The sequence below is a fragment of the Arthrobacter sp. DNA4 genome (genome assembly GCF_024362385.1).
Taxonomy (GTDB): Bacteria; Actinomycetota; Actinomycetes; order Actinomycetales; family Micrococcaceae; genus Arthrobacter.
The window spans coordinates 728467-743898 of the sequence record NZ_CP101466.1; the positions used below are offsets into that span (position 1 = coordinate 728467).

Annotated in this window: 14 protein-coding genes, 1 tRNA gene and 1 riboswitch; of the genes, 7 read left to right on the plus strand and 8 right to left on the minus strand. The window is 67.8% G+C overall.

The features are described from left to right. Positions 1–23: 23 nt before the first annotated feature. Positions 24–113: transfer RNA gene (locus tag NMQ03_RS03525), tRNA-Ser, on the minus strand. A 110-nt stretch (positions 114–223) separates the two neighbouring features. On the opposite strand from NMQ03_RS03525, the gene NMQ03_RS03530 reads away from it, so the two are divergent. From NMQ03_RS03530 to NMQ03_RS03545, 4 genes are all read left to right on the plus strand, one after another. Next, complete coding sequence (locus tag NMQ03_RS03530) at positions 224–1768, plus strand: HNH endonuclease signature motif containing protein (protein WP_255174407.1); 1545 nt, start codon at positions 224–226, stop codon at positions 1766–1768. Positions 1769–1838: 70 nt separating this feature from the next. After that, positions 1839–2879 carry a zinc-binding alcohol dehydrogenase gene (locus NMQ03_RS03535; RefSeq protein ID WP_255174408.1) on the plus strand — a complete coding sequence of 347 codons (1041 nt, stop codon included), beginning with the start codon at positions 1839–1841 and terminating at the stop codon, positions 2877–2879. A gap of 3 nt (positions 2880–2882) precedes the next feature. Beyond that, positions 2883–3278: a 6-carboxytetrahydropterin synthase gene (locus NMQ03_RS03540; RefSeq protein ID WP_255174409.1), complete on the plus strand. Its 396-nt coding sequence runs from the start codon at positions 2883–2885 to the stop codon at positions 3276–3278. Next, positions 3245–4363 (plus strand): glycosyltransferase family 4 protein, encoded by a 1119-nt coding sequence (locus tag NMQ03_RS03545; RefSeq protein WP_369693196.1) that lies wholly within the window; start codon positions 3245–3247, stop codon positions 4361–4363. The genes NMQ03_RS03540 and NMQ03_RS03545 overlap by 34 nt, the downstream gene beginning before the upstream one ends. On the opposite strand, the gene NMQ03_RS03550 is transcribed toward NMQ03_RS03545, so the two are convergent. Then, a complete protein-coding gene (locus NMQ03_RS03550) occupies positions 4320–4868 on the minus strand; it encodes a nucleoside deaminase (protein WP_255174410.1) in 549 nt (182 codons plus the stop codon). The two genes, NMQ03_RS03545 and NMQ03_RS03550, sit on opposite strands and share 44 nt — an antisense overlap. Before the next feature lie 55 nt (positions 4869–4923). Here NMQ03_RS03550 and NMQ03_RS03555 point away from each other — a divergent pair, with 55 nt between their 5' ends. Genes NMQ03_RS03555 through NMQ03_RS03565 form a run of 3 tightly spaced genes read left to right on the plus strand, consistent with a single transcriptional unit; the run spans position 4924 to position 6860 of the window. Then, positions 4924–5748 (plus strand): phosphatase PAP2 family protein, encoded by an 825-nt coding sequence (locus tag NMQ03_RS03555; RefSeq protein WP_255174411.1) that lies wholly within the window; start codon positions 4924–4926, stop codon positions 5746–5748. Positions 5749–5760: 12 nt separating this feature from the next. Continuing rightward, the gene (upp, locus tag NMQ03_RS03560; protein WP_141158139.1) at positions 5761–6396 is read left to right on the plus strand and encodes a uracil phosphoribosyltransferase; all 636 of its coding nucleotides are present in this window, start codon (positions 5761–5763) and stop codon (positions 6394–6396) included. 44 nt (positions 6397–6440) lie between these two features. Then, the gene (locus NMQ03_RS03565) at positions 6441–6860 is read left to right on the plus strand and encodes a glyoxalase superfamily protein (protein WP_255174412.1); all 420 of its coding nucleotides are present in this window, start codon (positions 6441–6443) and stop codon (positions 6858–6860) included. A 222-nt stretch (positions 6861–7082) separates the two neighbouring features. Here NMQ03_RS03565 and NMQ03_RS03570 read toward each other — a convergent pair whose 3' ends face one another. The 6 genes from NMQ03_RS03570 to NMQ03_RS03590 all read right to left on the minus strand — a co-directional run bounded on the left by NMQ03_RS03570 (position 7083) and on the right by NMQ03_RS03590 (position 15420). Next, positions 7083–7802, minus strand: coding sequence for a hypothetical protein (locus NMQ03_RS03570; protein WP_255174413.1), 720 nt, complete (start codon positions 7800–7802; stop codon positions 7083–7085). A 5-nt stretch (positions 7803–7807) separates the two neighbouring features. After that, a riboswitch (cyclic di-AMP (ydaO/yuaA leader) is annotated at positions 7808–7969 on the minus strand. Between the two features lie 301 nt (positions 7970–8270). After that, the gene (locus tag NMQ03_RS03575) at positions 8271–10394 is read right to left on the minus strand and encodes a glycosyltransferase family 39 protein (protein WP_255174414.1); all 2124 of its coding nucleotides are present in this window, start codon (positions 10392–10394) and stop codon (positions 8271–8273) included. 6 nt (positions 10395–10400) lie between these two features. Further along, positions 10401–10793 (minus strand): hypothetical protein, encoded by a 393-nt coding sequence (locus NMQ03_RS21085; RefSeq protein ID WP_369693197.1) that lies wholly within the window; start codon positions 10791–10793, stop codon positions 10401–10403. Between the two features lie 429 nt (positions 10794–11222). Then, on the minus strand, positions 11223–12512 hold the full coding sequence (locus tag NMQ03_RS21090) for a glycosyltransferase family 39 protein (protein WP_369693198.1): 1290 nt from the start codon (positions 12510–12512) through the stop codon (positions 11223–11225). Then, positions 12509–13852 (minus strand): bifunctional glycosyltransferase family 2/GtrA family protein, encoded by a 1344-nt coding sequence (locus tag NMQ03_RS03585; protein ID WP_255174415.1) that lies wholly within the window; start codon positions 13850–13852, stop codon positions 12509–12511. The genes NMQ03_RS21090 and NMQ03_RS03585 overlap by 4 nt, the downstream gene beginning before the upstream one ends. Before the next feature lie 74 nt (positions 13853–13926). Continuing rightward, positions 13927–15420, minus strand: a complete 1494-nt coding sequence (locus NMQ03_RS03590; protein ID WP_255174416.1) for a HAMP domain-containing sensor histidine kinase — start codon at positions 15418–15420, stop codon at positions 13927–13929. Between the last annotated feature and the right edge of the window lie 12 nt (positions 15421–15432).

The following is a 15432-nucleotide window of genomic DNA, read 5'->3' on the forward strand; positions in this document are numbered from 1 at the left end:
CAAGGGAAGCAGGGCCTTTCTCGTGGCGGTGACGGTGGGATTTGAACCCACGTTGGCTTTTACACCAAACAACATTTCGAGTGTTGCACCTTCGGCCGCTCGGACACGTCACCAACCTCAATAGGGTACCGGAGCAAGGCCTGCATCCCCAAAACGTGCGTAAGCCAAGCCAGTGCTTCGGCGGCCGGTATTGATTGTCAGACCCCCTTGTCATGATGGGTTTATGGGGAAATCGGCGGTGGTGAGGGCTTTCGGGGATATCCGTGCTGCCCTTGCTGTGTTGAATGCTGAGGTTGGTGCCGTGGTGGAGGGGGCCGGTGCGGTGCCTTTTTCTGCGGCTGACCCTCTTGCTGGTTTGGCGGAGGGTTGCCTGGAGATTTTGGCCGGGTCCCGTGAGGTGGAGGCCCGGATCGCAGGTTTGAAGGCGAAGGCCGCCGTTAGGTATGCGGAGAGCGCCGCTGCCGTTGCGGGCCCGGATGTTCCGGTGCAGGCGCAAGAGATGGCGGTCGCGGCGGAAATCGGATGTGTGCTGGCCCTGGGTCCGCGGGCGGCGGGTTCGTTCCTGGCCACCTCCCACGCCCTGACCACGGGTTTGCCGCGGACGTTGGAGGCTTTGCAGGCCGGGGTGATCTCCTGGCAGCACGCGGTGGTGATGGCCGATGAGACAGCGTGTCTGGATGCTGTTGGGGCTGCGGCGTTGGAAGCCCATTTCCTGGACCCGGACGCACCGGACCCGGCGCGGGGGTGCCCGGTGGGGCAGCTTCCGGCGCACCGGTTCAAAGCCAAGGCCCGCACCTGGCGGGAACGCCACCAGGCCGGGTCCATCGAACAACGCCACGCCAAAGGGGTCGCGGACCGGCGGGTGGAGTTCCGGCCGGACCAGGACGGGATGGCCTGGCTGTCCGCGTACCTGCCCGCGGACCAGGCCCTGGCCGGGTGGAACCGGCTCACGGCGGCCGCACGGGCCCTGCAGGGACCGGATGAAGGCCGCACCATGACCCAACTGCGTGCGGACACCTTCGCCAACGCGATCCTCACCAACGGCACACCGAACCACAGCGACACCCGCGGCAGTGACAGCACCAGCAGCAGCTTCACCGACGGTACGGGTGCGATCCGGGACCGGGTGCAGTCGCCGATCCGGGCGCAGGTGCTGGTCACCGTCCCGGTGTTCTCCCTTATGGGACTGAGCGACGAGGCGGCGATGCTGGACGGGTACGGTCCCATCCCGCCGTCAATGGCTAGGGCACTCGTGGCCGGTGGTGCGGGGTCGTTCTACCGAGTGCTGGTGGACCCGCGGGACGGGGGACCGCTGGAAATCGGCCGGACAAGCTACCGGGTCACCAAAGCCATGCGGGCGTGGTTGCGGATGCGGGACGGGAAGTGCCCGTTCCCGGGGTGCAGCAACAACTCCCTGGACAACGATGCCGACCACATCCTCGCCTGGCACAGGGGCGGTACCACCGGAATCAGCAACCTGGGACAGCCCTGCCCCAAACACCACAAACTCCGCCACACCACCGGATGGAAACCCACACCCGCCACCAAGAACGAACCACCCGGCTGGACCTCACCCACCGGCCGCCACTACCCGAGCGAACACCAGGACTGGGAACCACCACGCTGGCCTTCGGGATTCCTGCAAGGTGAAAGGTACATGCCAGGTGCGCAAATCATGCCGGGCGAAGAGCTGGTGCCTGGAGAGCTGAGCCTTGCCAAACAGCGCAGCATCCTTGAAGAAGCGCTCCTCCAACACCTTGTCTCTTGAAGCAATGAACCCCGCCACGCGCCGTCGGACTTTCCCCGTCCCTGCGCGTCCGGTTAGATTCATCAGCAAGATGACAAATTCACAGACTCCGATCCACGCAACCGCATACTGGACCACTGCCAAGGAGCACGGCGAGCTCAGAACCGAGGACGTGCGGGCCCCGGGGCCCGGTGAAGCGCTGGTCCGTGCCTTTTACTCCGGCATCAGCAAGGGCACCGAAATGGTGGTCCACGCCGGGGCAGTGCCGCTGCGGGTCGCGGAGGAAATGCGGGCCCCGCACCAGGAAGGCCAGTTCCCCGGGCCGGTGAAATTCGGCTACCTGTCTGTCGGCATCGTGGAGGAAGGGCCCGAGGGGTGGAAAGGCCAGCGCGTCTTTTGCCTGAACCCGCACCAGGACCTCTACGTGGTTCCGGTGGAGTCCTTGACCAGGATTCCCGACGACGTGCCCTCCCGGCGTGCGGTCCTCACCGGAACGGTGGAAACAGCAGTCAACGCCCTGTGGGAAGCCGGGCCACGGCTGGGGGACAGGGTTGCCGTCGTGGGTGCAGGCCTGGTGGGCGGCATGGTGGCCACGCTTCTGCGCACTTTCCCGCTGCAACGCCTTCAGCTGGTGGACCTGGATCCCGGCAGGAAGCAGCTCGCGGACACCCTGGGCGTGGACTTCGCACACCCCGACGACGCCCTGGCCGACTGCGACATCGTGTTCCACTGCTCGGCCTCGCAGGAAGGCCTCGAACGCAGCCTGCAGCTGGTCGGCGATGAAGGCGACGTCATCGAAATGTCCTGGTACGCCAACCGGGAAGTCACTGTCCCGCTGGGGGAGGACTTCCACGCACGGCGGCTGTCCATCAGGGCCAGCCAGGTAGGCATGGTGGCGCGTGCGCGGCGCCACCGCCGCACCAATGCGGACCGCCTGGACCTGGCAGTGTCGCTGCTGAAGGATCCCGTCTTCGACGCATTCCTGACCGGCTCTTCCAAGTTCGAGGACCTGCCCGGCGTCGTCCAAAGCCTGGCCGACGGCACCCTTGAAGCCCTGTGCCACGTCGTCGAGTACCCCGCCACCAGTCAAACCCCCACCCCAGCCGCCCACGACTCCGAAAACTTGAGGTAACCCATGTTCAGCCTGACAGTCCGCCGCCACTTCATGATCGCCCACAGTCTTCCCCGTGAAGCGTTCGGCCCGGCCCAGGGACTCCACGGGGCAACCTTCGTCGCCGAGGTGACCTTCCGTCGTCGTGCCCTGAACGATGACGCGATCGTCCTGGACATCGGCGCCGCCGGAACCATCATCGAGGAAGTGCTGGCCGGTCTGAACTACCGCAACCTCGACGAGCACCCGGATTTCGAAGGCAAGCTCACCACCACGGAAGCGCTCGCCCAGTACATCGCCCAGGAAGTCGCCGCCAGGATCAAGGACAGCGACGACGGCCGCGAACTCGCAGGCCTCGACGTCACGCTGCGCGAGAATCCGGACGCGTGGGCCGCCTATTCCATGGACCTCACCGCCTGACCGTGCGCCACATCCGGCTGCTGGTCCCCGGCAACATCCGCCACAGCTCAGGCGGCAACGTCTACAACGCCCGCCTGGTTGAAGGGCTGCGGGAACTTGGCGCCGCGGTAGACGTGATCAGCGTTGAGGGGGACTGGCCGCAAGCCGGCGCCACGGAACAACGCCGGCTGGGCACGTTCCTCGAAACAAGCGAACCTGAGGCGGGTCCCGGGCGGCCAGTGGCGATCGTTGACGGGCTGGTGGCCGTTGGTGCCCCGGCTGAACTGGAAGCCGCGGCCAGGACGGGACAGGAAACATGGGTGCTGGTGCATATGCCGGTGCCGGAAAGTTCAGGCGCATCAGCCCTTGCAGACGAGGCCAGGGCCCTCAGGGCAGCAGCCGGTGTGATCTGCACCAGCACCTGGGCGGCGTCGGTCCTGATCGAAAGAGGGCTTCCGCAGGCACACGTCGCCCTGCCCGGAGTCGACCCCGCAGCCCAAGCCGGCGGTTCCACGCCTCCGCACCTGGCAGTGGTCGCCGCCTTGCTGCCCAACAAGGACCAGATGCTGGCGGTGGAAGCACTCGCCCTGGTCCAGGACCTCCCTTGGACCGCGTCCCTGGTGGGCTCGGACCAGGCAGACCCCAACTACGCGCGGGAAGTCCGGGCTGCCATCACGGAGAACGCCCTGCAGGAACGGGTGCGGTTCACCGGTGAGCTCGCCGGCGAAGCGCTGGAAGCTGAATGGGCGCGGACGGATCTCAGCCTCCTGGTGTCCCGGCAGGAGGCGTTCGGCATGGCCGTCACCGAGTCCCTGGCCCACGGCATCCCGGTCCTGGTCCGTGAAGGGACAGGGGCGGTGGAGGCGCTGGGGCTGGCGGGATTAACAGCGGCCGACGGCGGACCCCGGCTTCCCGGGGCAGCTCTGCCACTTCCGGAAGGTGGTCAGGAGAGCCCAGGCCTGCTGGCCGGCGTCCTGCGCCACTGGCTTCAGGACCCGGACACCAGGGAAAGCTGGCGCGCGGCAGCGCTGGAGGCGCGGACACGCCTTCCGGACTGGAGTACTACGGCAAGGGGAGTGCTGGCCCTGCTGGCGGAACAGGACTAGAGGCTGCTCCGCGGTGCCCGGCGAAAAACCCGCGCAGCAACAAGGCGCACTCATCCTCGCGGACTCCCGGGTACACCTCAACCCAGTGGTTGAGCCGGCGTTCGCGGAGGACGTCGAACACCGAGCCTGCGGCGCCGGCCTTCTCGTCCCAGGCCCCGAACACCACCCGCGGGATCCGGGCCAGGACAATTGCTCCGGCACACATCGCGCAGGGTTCCAGCGTGACCACCAGCGTGCAGTCGGACAACCGCCAGCCGTCGCCGCGGCCGCCGTCGAGCCGTGCCCGTTCCTGCAGCCGCCCCGCCGCTTCGCGGATAGCCACCACCTCGGCATGGGCCGTAGGATCGCCCAGTTCCTCCCGCTGGTTCCGGCCGGAACCCAGCACCCCGCCGTCGGGCCCTATCACCACGGCGCCGATGGGAACATCCTCCGTGGCGAGTGCCCTGCGTGCTTCCGCCAGGGCAAGGCCCATCCAGGCATCATATTTCTTTTCGGGCAACGGCATGGCTCAATGATAGTTTCGGGGATACTCAGGTTACTTACGGATGCCGGGAGGCACCATGGACACTCTTCGGGATCGGCTAGGTCTCTGGTTCAAACCTTACGCGGCGCTCGTCCTCACCATCCTTGTGGGCGGCGTCATCATCGTGTCCCTGGCATTGCTGGGCGCCGAGGTGTACGACAACGTGGTGGATTCTGCCGGCCTGGCCAACCTGGACAAGCCGGCCCTGGCCCTGGCCGAGAGCCTGCGCAGCCCCGGACTTGATGCGTTCGTTACCGGCTTCACCAACATCGGCGGCGGCATCGGCATGCCCATCCTTGCCAGCATCCTCACCGCCTGGCTGACGTTCCTCAGCCGGAACTGGCGACCGCTCGTCCTGATCGGCGGTGCGGCGGGGGTCTCCATCATGGCCACCACCTTTGGCAAGAAACTGGTGGGCCGCACCCGCCCGGACCATGCGGACGCGGTGCCCCCTTACGAGGATTCACCGTCCTTCCCAAGCGGCCACACCCTAAATACCACCGTGGTGATCAGCCTGGTGGCCTACCTCATCTGCCTCCAGTTCAACACCATGCTGGTACGGGTCACCGCCATCACGGCCGGCGCGCTCTTCATCATCGCCATGGGGCTGAGCCGCGTCTTCCTTGGCCACCACTGGCTGACGGACGTCATGGCCGGGTGGCTGCTGGGCCTCACCTGGGTGGGCGTGGTGATCCTGGCGCACAGGCTGTTCCACCTGGTCCGCAGGCGGGAGCACGCCGGTGCGGCTCCGTCGTTCGACCGTCCGATCGTCCGGGATGTGGTGGCCGAGGAAGTGCACCACCACGGCGACGGCGGCAAGGAGCATGCCCGCGGCAGCCACAACAAGGACACCGCCGGATGATAGTTTTGGGGGATGCGTACTCTCGTTGTTGACCACCCCCTGGTCGCCCACAAGCTCACCGTCCTGCGGGACAAGAACACGCCGTCGCCGGTCTTCCGCCAGCTGACGGAAGAGCTGGTGACCTTGCTGGCCTACGAAGCCACGCGGGAGGTCCGCACGGAGCCCGTCACCATCGAGACGCCTGTCAGCACCACCATCGGCACGGCGTTCACCAAGCCCACCCCGCTGGTGGTCCCCATCCTGCGCGCGGGGCTGGGCATGCTGGAGGGCATGACCAAGCTGGTTCCCACCGCCGAGGTGGGCTTCCTGGGCATGGCCCGGGACGAGGAGACGCTGGACATCATCACCTACGCGGAGCGCCTGCCGGAGGACCTGACCGGCCGCCAGGTGTTCGTCCTGGATCCCATGCTGGCCACCGGCGGCACGTTGCGCGAGGCCATAAAGTTCCTGTTCAAGCGGGGCGCGTCGGACGTCACCTGCATCTGCCTGCTGGCCGCTCCCGAAGGCCTGGCCAAGCTGGAGGAGGAACTGGGCGACGCAAACGTGCACATCGTCCTGGCCTCCATCGACGAGAAACTCAACGAGAAGTCCTACATTGTTCCCGGCCTGGGCGATGCAGGCGACCGCCTGTACGGCATCGCAGGGTAGTTTTCACCCTTTTTTGAAGCCGTCCCCGCCGCTAGCCTGTGCGGATGGACTGGAAACTCGAACTTGTCTATGTCCCCGTGTCCGACGTTGACCGGGCCAAGGATTTCTACGTCAACAAGGTGGGCTTCAACGCCGACTACGACGAGCGGCCTTCGGACGACATCCGCTTTGTGCAGTTGACCCCGCCCGGGTCGGCCTGCTCCATCTGCATGGGCGAGGGGCTCCTGGACGCCCCACCCGGCACGGGAACCACGCTACAGATGGTGGTGGACGACATCCAGGCAGCGCACGACCACCTGAGGAACAACGGTGTGGACGTCAGTGACATCGAGGTGCTGCCGTGGGGCCACTTTGTCTACTTCGCCGATCCGGACGGAAACAAGTGGTCCGTCCAATACATCCCGTGGCGGAACGCTGGGACGGACGCAACCCCAAGCACCGCGGCCCCAAACACCGCACCATGAGGCACTTCAGCTGAAGCACCCTGAGGTTAAGGCACTCTGGGTTAGAGCACCACGGCCCGCATCCCTATGGATGCGGGCCGTCGATGACGCTGCAATTCCCTGCTGTGGCCCTGCCCAAGGCGTACGACGGCGGGGAGCCGGCACGCGCCGTCGGCCGCGGTCAATGCAGGGGAGGCTCCGCGGAAGGTGGTCCTTCGGCGCGCAGCCGCAGGGGAGCGGTGGCTAGTACCAGTTGTGCGCCAGGTGGAAGTTGAGCGCACCGCACGGGGAGGCATAGCTGAGCTTGATGTAGTTCAGGCCCCAGTTGATCTGCGTGCGGTAATTGGTGAGGTAGTCGGCGCCGGAGCTGGCCATCTTCTCAGCAGGGAGGGACTGGACGATTCCGTACGCACCGCTGCTGGGATTGGTGGCCGTAGTGGTCCAGTCCGATTCCTTGGTCCACAGCGTTTGGAGGCACTGCATCTGGTCCGGACCCCATCCGTACGTGGCCAACTGGCTGGCGGCGTAGGCCTGGGCGCCGGCGGGGTCGTTGATTGCGACGGCGGGTGCCGGCTCCGGAGCCGGGGCGGGCTCGGGTGCAGGTGCAGGTGCAGGTGCCGGCGCGACCGGCGCGGGAGCGGCGGGTGCCGGGGCCGCGGGAGCGGGCTCCGCCGCCTGTGGTGCCACTGCGATTGCAGCGGGAGCGGGGCTCGCCGCCGGGTTGGAACGGATCTCACTCTTCTCGATGCTCATCTGGGCATCGGACGCTGCCTGGGTTGCCTGGGTTGATGACACCGGGGCCATGCTGCTGGTGGCCTGGCCGGCTGCGCCGACCCCAACCAGCACCGCGCAGGATACTGCGAGGATTCCGGCCCGGCGGCCCAGGGTGGTCTTCTTTGCCTGCTGCGTGGCCTTATGTTTAGCCTTGGCATGCAGGCGTGCTTCTGCCGTGTTTTTGAACATGATTGATCGCCTCTCACACCTGCGGAGTTAGCTGTCGGGTTCGGATGAGGGCATCCGGCCGTACGGAAAAATCACGTACTGGCTTAACCCCAAGGGCATTCATTGCCCGGGACGGTGGGTCCCCCGCCTCTGCCGTTGCTCAATCGGAAATCCGGGGAAGCGGCAGAGCTTGGCGTCAACCCGGGATATGCGGCCCGAACGGGGACCGCACCCAATCGACGGTACAGGAAGATCAAGTGAAAGTCACATTTAGGTAACGGAAGTCACGGGCGGCAGCGCGTCGGGTTGCCCGGCTGCGACGGGGAGTATCCGGGTGGGGACCTGCCCGGGCGGGCATCATGCAGTCCCGCCGGGTGGGTACCTGCCGTGCCGGGCACCATGCAGCCCCGGCACTCGCGTGCCAAGCCATCATGCAGCCCCGGCACTCGCGTGCCAAGCCATCATGCAGCCCGGGACGGGGCGTCCTCGTCAGTGGCCGGTAAGTTCGTAAACCGTAGTGCCGCCAATGCTCTGCGACGTGAAATTGGCTGCCACCCACTCCGCGATCCGGGTGGCAGCGTCGGAACCGCTGTTGGAGCGCATGGCTCCGCCGCCGATGAAGTAATGGATCTCTCCCCGGGCTACCAGGTCCTGGAACTGCGCCAACGTGGGGGAGGGGTCGGTACCGTTGAAGCCGCCCACCGCCATGACCGGCAGCTCCGTTGCCAGTTGGTAACCTGCGGCGTTGTTGGAGCCCACCACGGCCGCGGCCCAGGTGTAACTCGAGGCGCTGCTCTTGAGCGCGGCGACCAGATCAGCCGACGGCGTGGGCGCACCCAGGAGGCCGCCCGCGCCACCCCCGCGGCCGCCGGCGAAGCCCGTGCCGCCCTGGGCATTCGGCTGCCGGAAGCCCTGCCCCGTATTGCCCTGTGCCGTACTGCCCGGGTTTGTGTTGCCCTGCCCCGCAATACCTGTACCGCCAGTGCTGTTCGCGCCGGAGCCGTTCCGGCTGTTCCGGACGCCGGCGGGGGCACCTGGCCCTGCGCCGAATCCGGAAATGGGGCCGGCACTGACAATTGCCCCACTGTGCGCTGTGGACGCGGTGGAGATGGAGAAGGCCAGCGGCCCGGCGAGCGATGCAGCGATGGCCAGCGCCGCCGTCGTCCGCTGCACCGAACGCATGCCCAGGAACTGGCTGAAGCCCGCGCCTGCTGCCCCGGCCAGCCCGCCTGCAAGGACCACCCACCGCAGCCACGGACCGTAGGCCGAGGTGGTGCCCAGCAGGAAGAACGCCGTCAGGGCTGCCGCGGCCACTGCGGCCGCGAGCCCGATTGCGGCGGCCGCCTGCTGCCTGCGTTGCCACAGCAGAACTGCACCCAGGCCGGTCAGCCCGGCGATGCCCGGCGCCAGCGCCACCGCGTAGTAGGGGTGGATGATGCCTGCCATGAAGCTGAACACCAGGCCGGTCACCAGCACCCAGGAGCCCCAGACCAGCACGGACGCCCGCACCGGATCCCTCCGCGGTGCCCGCCGGCCGACCCACAGCAGGCCGGCCGCAAGGATCACGGCGGAGGGCAGCAGCCAGGCGATCTGGCCACCGAACTCGTTGTTGAACATCCGGAACAGGCCGGGAACGCCCCAGCCGTTGCCGCCACCCACGCTGCCCGTTTCGTCGCCAGTCAGCCGGCCCAGTCCGTTGTAGCCAAGGGTCAGCTCCAGGATCGAGTTGTCCTGCGAACCGCCAATGTAGGGCCGCATGTTGGCCGGCGTCAGCTGCACGGCCACGAGCCACCAGCCCGCGGAAACCACCATCGCCGCCCCCGCCGCGGCCAGCCGCAGCACGCGCCGGCCCAGCCTGCCCGGCCCCGCAACCGTGTAGGCCACGGCAAAACCGGGAACCACCAGCAGGACCTGCAGCTGCTTGGCCAGGAACCCAAAGCCCAGGAACACCCCGGCCAGCAGGAGCCAGCGCAGCCGGTCCTCCTGGACCGCGCGGAGTACCGCGTACGCGGCCGCCGTCATGAGCAGCACCAGCAGGGCATCCGGGTTGTTGAACCGGAACATCAGTGTGGCAACCGGGGTGAGGGCCAACACCGCGGCCCCCAGCAAACCCGCCCGGTGGGCGGTGGTGGCATCTCCGGTGGCGTGCGCCGCGGTCCGGCGCACGGACAGGTAGAGCAGCCAGACGGCGGCAACGCCCATCAGCGCTTGCGGAACCAGGATGCTCCACGGGTTCAGCCCAAAGAGCCGGACCGACAACCCCATGACCCACAGGGAGGCCGGCGGCTTGTCCACGGTGATGGAGTTGGCGGCGTCAGAGGAACCGAAGAACCAGGCAGTCCAGTCCTGTGAGCCGGCCTGGGCGGCAGCGGAGTAGAAGGCGTTGGCCCAGCCGGACGCCCCGAGGTTCCAGAGGTACAGAACCGCCGCGCCCGCCAGCAGCGCTGCCAGTTCCAGGTGCCGCCGGCGGGCCAGGGGATCCCGATGCCGGCTGGCGGGCCGGGTCCCTTGGGCCGTGGTGGCCCCGCCCCCTCCCGACACACGGGGCAGGAGGGGGCGCGTGAACCCGGTTGTTGGGCTTGAAGGCATGGAGCTGGGATAGTGGCTGGCCATGGCGGGCTACTTGGTCAGGTCGTAGACAGTGGAATTGCCCACGGTCTGGGCCTGGAAGTTGGCCTGCACCCAGGCGGCCACCTCCGAGTTGCCGCCCCGGCCGCCCATGCCGCCACCCATTCCGCCGCCCTGGATGTAATATCCGATCTCACCCTTGGATACCATGTCCTGGAACTGGGCGAGCGTGGGGTACGGATCCCCGCCGTTCCAGCCGCCGAGCGCGATGACGTTGGTGTTCGTGGCAAGTTCCAGGCTGGCTGCCTGGCTGGCGCCGGAGACCATCGCGGACCACTTCGTGGTAGTGGAGGAGAGCAACGCGGTCACTGCGGCATCGGCCGTTCCCTCGCCGGGCCCGCCCGCTCCGCCGGGACCACCGGCCCCGTCGGCTGCGCCGCCCATTCCGTTTGCGGGGTCAAACCCGTTAGTGGGGTCTAAACTGTCGGTTCCGGTGGCGGTGTCCGTGCCGCCGGTGCGGTCGCCGCGGAAACCAGCTGCCCGGTTCCCAAAGCCGCCTGCCGCCGAACCTGCGGGCCCCGACGTCGGAATGGAACCCGAATGCGCGGACGCCGCGGTGGCGACGGTCCAGGCACCCGCCCCGACTCCTCCGGCCAGGAGGGATACGACGACGACGGCGGCAGCGCCCGCGCGCCGGAACCGTCCGGCCGTGCCAAGGCCGTCAACGCGGAGCAGGAGGCCCGCGGCTGCAAGGACGCCAAGGACGATGACGACGATGCGCAGCCAGGGGAGCCAGGACGCGTCGCGGCCCAGGAGGACCGCCGACCAGATGGAGGTGCCCAGGACGGTTGCGGCCAGGACAATCCTGGCCGGTCAGGAGGCCCGGCCGCGCCAGAGCTCCACCGCGCCGGTTCCCACCAATGCCGCGATCGCCGGTGCCAGCGCCACAGAGTAGTACGGGTGGACAATGCCGCTCATGAAACTGAACACACCCGCGGTGACCAGGAGCCAGCCGCCCCACAGGATCAGCGACGCGCGGCCCATCGAAGTGCGGGCTTCCCGCCGGGTGAACCAGAGGCCGGCAGCCAGCAGGACGAGGGCGGCGGGCAGCAGCCATGACACTTCGCCGCCAAAGCTCGTCCCGAACATGCGCAGCAGGCCAGCAGCCCCGCCGAATCCGCTGTTGCCGCCGCCGAAACCGCCGCCGGGACCGCCGGCCGCACCGCCCGCTCCGCCGCCGGGCATGCCTTCACCCGAGCCGGTGATGCGGGCCAGGCCGTTGTAGCCGAAGGTCAGCTCCAGGAAGCTGTTGGTGGTGGAGCCGGTCATGTACGGCCGGGCCGAAGCCGGTGTCAGCTGGAATAGGGCGATGTAGCTGCTTACCACCACGATGATGCCTCCCAGTGCGCCCATGAGGTGCGCCAGCCGGCGACCGATCGAGGTGGGAGCGGCCCACAGGTAGGCCAGTCCCAGCGCCGGAACGACCAGGAAGCCCTGCAGCATCTTGGTGAGGAAAGCCAGGCCGATCACGGCTCCAGCCGCAACAAGCCACTTCCAGCCCGCCCGTTCGGTGGCCCGGATGGTGAAGTATGCCGCCAGCACCAGGCACAGGGTGAGCATGGCGTCGGGGTTGTTGAACTTGAACATGAGCGCAGCCACGGGCGTCAGCGCGAGCGCGGCGCCCGCCAGCAGGCCTGCGGCCGGTCCTGAGACCCTCTTGACCGCCAGGCAGAGGACGCCGACGGCGGCCACGCCCATGAGTGCCTCGGGCACCAGCATGCTGAGGGACGAGAATCCGAAAATGCGGCCCGCCAGGGCTGGAATCCACAGTGCCGCCGGGGGCTTGTCAACCGTGATGGCGTTTCCGGCGTCGAGCGATCCGAAGAGGAACGCGGTCCAGTCCTTGGTGCCCGCCTGGATGGCCGCGGCGTAGAACGAGTTCCCGTAGCCGGTGGCGGCAAGGTTCCACAGGTACAGGACCGCCGTGGCCACCAGGAGCGCGGCGGCCGAGGGGCGCACCCAGCGCGGCTGGCTGCCGAAGGCGAAGCGCGCCCAGCGCGTGGCGGGTTGTGAAGCTCCCGCGGCAGAGGCCGGGCCGCCGGCGTTTGCGGGCCGCGGTGTGGCAGTTGAGCCGGTGCCTGCCGGTGAGATGGTGGAGGTCATGGTGCACCCGTTTCTGTGGAGGTGGTGGCGTGGGTTGTCTTGTTGGTGCCGGCTCCCCGGAAGACCCAGAGCCGGAACAGCAGGAACCGCACTGCCGTGGCAGCCAGGTTCGCCGCCACCACGGTGAGGACTTCCATCCACCGGTCGGGCGTCGTGGTCCGGTGGACCAGGGCGAGCGCCCCGGAGGTGAGCACCAGGCCGATGCCGAACACGATCAGCCCCTCAAAATGATGCCGGACCGGGTTTCCGCCCTGGATCCCGAACGTGAAGCGCCGGTTGGCCCCGGTATTGGCCACGGCCGTGACCAGCAGGGCAAGGAAGTTGGCCAGCTGCGGATCCATGAAGCCCCGGCAGAACAGGAAGATCAGCAGGTAGGCCAGCGTTGAGGCGGCGCCGATGGCGGCGAACCGGACCAGCTGGCCGAACAGGCTGCTGCCGCGGGTCTGTTCGCCAGCCCGGGACGACGCCGGGAGCGGGCCCCTGGCAAGGGCGGCGCGCAGTTCCGGAACCGGGATGCGCCCGTAGACCAGGTCCCGCGTGAGCCGGGCCATTCCACGGACGTCGGCCAGCGCTGTGCGGACCACGTCCACGCTGGAGTCGGGATCGTCGACCCAGTCCACGGGAACTTCGTGGACGCGCAGGCCGCAGCGCTCAGCCAGGACCAGGAGCTCGGTGTCGAAGAACCAGGAATTGTCAACGGTGTAGGGGAGGATCTGCTGCGCGACGTCGGCACGGATTGCTTTGAATCCGCACTGGGCGTCACTGAACCGGGCAGCCATCAGCGAGTGGAGCATCAGGTTGTAGCTGCGCGAGATGAACTCCCGCTTGGGTCCGCGGACAACCCGGGAGTTGCGGGTCAGCCGGGTGCCGATTGCGAGGTCGGAGTGCCCGGAAATCAGGGGTGCCAGCAACGGGGGCAGGGCTGCCAGGTCGGTGGAAAGGTCCACGTCCATGTAGGCCAGGACCGGCGACGGGGACGCGAGCCATACCTTGCGCAGCGCGTTCCCGCGGCCCTTCTCATCGAGGTGGACCACGGCGACCTCCGGGAACTCGCGGGCCAGCCGTTCGGCGATCTTCAGCGTGCCGTCCGTGCTTGCGTTGTCTGCCACGGTGATCCGGAAGCTGTGCGGGAAGGTGTCGCGCAGGTGTCCGTGGAGCCTACGGAGGCATTCCTCAAGGTCGCGCTCCTCGTTGAAGGCGGGGATGGTGACATCAAGGACGGGGACTGCGGTGCGCGTGTCCACGGGGGCGCGCCGTACGGCACGTCCCGGGGAGGGAAGGCCCGGCGGCGCCACCGCGGCGTCCTGCAGGGTTCCTGAAGTGTGGTCGGTGAGCGTCATGCATCAAGAGTGGCGCCGCCTGATTTGAAGGCTTTAGGCACAACCTGTGACGCGGCTGTGTAAGTCGTGGCGCTTCAGGGCTGGGCGGGTCCGGCCGCCGGAAGGCGGACCGCGAACTCGGTCCTGCCCGGCCGTGATACCAGTTCCACGGTGCCGCCGTGGGCCATGACAATCGATTCGACGATGGATAGCCCGAGGCCCGAAGAACCCTCGGAGCCGGAGCCTTCCGAGCCGGAACGGGCAGCGTCGGCCCGGGTGAAGCGCGAGAAAATGCTGCCCTGGAATTCGGCCGGGATGCCGGGCCCGTCGTCGGTAACCGTAACCACCACGCTGCCGTCGGCCGAGCGCATCACGCCGGTGGTCACGGTTGTGCTTACCGGGGTGTGCTTCCGGGCGTTGGAGAGCAGGTTGGCCAGCACCTGGTGGAGCTGGGTGGTGTCCCCGCGGACCGTGACCGGTTCGTCGGGCAACTGCAGCTGCCACGTGTGGTCCGGGGCCATGACCTTTTCGTCGCTGACGGTTTCCACCACCAGTTGGGTCAGGTCCACGTCGGTGGCTTCGGTTGCCTTGCCCTCGTCCAGCCGTGCCAGCAGCAACAGGTCCTCCACCAGCGCTGTCATGCGCTCCGACTGGCTTTGAACACGGCCCAGCGACTTCTGGCCGTCCTCGGTCAAGGGTTCAGTCATGCGCATCAGCTCGGTGTACCCGCGGATGGCGGTCAGCGGTGTTCGAAGTTCATGGGACGCGTCGGCAACAAACTGGCGCACCTTCGTCTCGCTCCGCTGGCGTGCCTCCAGCGCACTGGAGACGTTGTCCAGCATCAGGTTCAGGGCGTGGCCCACGCTGCCCACCTCGGTGGTGGGATGCGCCGCAGAGGGCGGCACCCGGACAGCGAGCGCAACCTCACCGGCGTCCAGGGGGAGCTTGGACACTTTGGTGGCGACGTCGGACAACTGTTCCAGCGGCCGCATGGTCCGGCGGATCAGGGCAGTGCTTACCAACCCGATCAGGACCAGGCCGCCCAGCGAAACCAGCACCATCGTCAGGACCAGCGAGGCCTCGGTGCTTTGTTTCGTTGCCAGTGGCAGGCCGGTGATCACCACATCGCCGTACGGGGTTTCGGTTGCCATCAGCCGGTAGTCGCCGTTGGACAGCTCGCGGTCCACCGGCATGCCGTCGTGGGGGAGCGCCTGCAGGGTGGCCGCGTCCCGTGCGGTCAGGGCTGTGCGGGTGGCGTCCGAGGAGAGGAAGCCGGCTTCCCGGCTGACCTGTCCGCCCACCACCCTTGCATTCAGCGTTCCCACGCTTTGTCCGCGTGCGTCGAGGGGGTCGGGACGGCCGGAGGGGTTGCCTTCCGGCGGCCGGCCGCGGGATGCCAGCTTCAGCTGGGCGTCCAGCTGGTTGGTGAGGACCACATCCATGGAGGCATAGCTGACCACGCCGATCGCACTGGAAATTGCCACCAGGAGGGCCATGGAGAGCAGGATCAAGCGGGTGCGGAGGTGCCAGGTTGAGGGGTTGAACCAGGAGCGGCCGGCAGGCCGGGGGACACCGGAAAGCGATGACATGCGTTTCCCCGG

Excerpts from the sequence above, each read along its gene's own strand:
- NMQ03_RS03530 (WP_255174407.1), top strand. The coding sequence starts at position 224 with ATGGGGAAATCGGCGGTGGTGAGGGCTTTCGGGGATATCCGTGCTGCC.
- NMQ03_RS03535 (WP_255174408.1), top strand. The coding sequence starts at position 1,839 with ATGACAAATTCACAGACTCCGATCCACGCAACCGCATACTGGACCACT.
- NMQ03_RS03540 (WP_255174409.1), top strand. The coding sequence starts at position 2,883 with ATGTTCAGCCTGACAGTCCGCCGCCACTTCATGATCGCCCACAGTCTT.
- NMQ03_RS03550 (WP_255174410.1), bottom strand. The coding sequence starts at position 4,868 with ATGCCGTTGCCCGAAAAGAAATATGATGCCTGGATGGGCCTTGCCCTG.
- NMQ03_RS03555 (WP_255174411.1), top strand. The coding sequence starts at position 4,924 with ATGGACACTCTTCGGGATCGGCTAGGTCTCTGGTTCAAACCTTACGCG.
- upp (WP_141158139.1), top strand. The coding sequence starts at position 5,761 with ATGCGTACTCTCGTTGTTGACCACCCCCTGGTCGCCCACAAGCTCACC.
- NMQ03_RS03565 (WP_255174412.1), top strand. The coding sequence starts at position 6,441 with ATGGACTGGAAACTCGAACTTGTCTATGTCCCCGTGTCCGACGTTGAC.
- NMQ03_RS03570 (WP_255174413.1), bottom strand. The coding sequence starts at position 7,802 with ATGTTCAAAAACACGGCAGAAGCACGCCTGCATGCCAAGGCTAAACAT.
- NMQ03_RS03575 (WP_255174414.1), bottom strand. The coding sequence starts at position 10,394 with ATGGCCAGCCACTATCCCAGCTCCATGCCTTCAAGCCCAACAACCGGG.
- NMQ03_RS21085 (WP_369693197.1), bottom strand. The coding sequence starts at position 10,793 with ATGGGCGGCGCAGCCGACGGGGCCGGTGGTCCCGGCGGAGCGGGCGGG.
- NMQ03_RS21090 (WP_369693198.1), bottom strand. The coding sequence starts at position 12,512 with ATGACCTCCACCATCTCACCGGCAGGCACCGGCTCAACTGCCACACCG.
- NMQ03_RS03585 (WP_255174415.1), bottom strand. The coding sequence starts at position 13,852 with ATGACGCTCACCGACCACACTTCAGGAACCCTGCAGGACGCCGCGGTG.
- NMQ03_RS03590 (WP_255174416.1), bottom strand. The coding sequence starts at position 15,420 with ATGTCATCGCTTTCCGGTGTCCCCCGGCCTGCCGGCCGCTCCTGGTTC.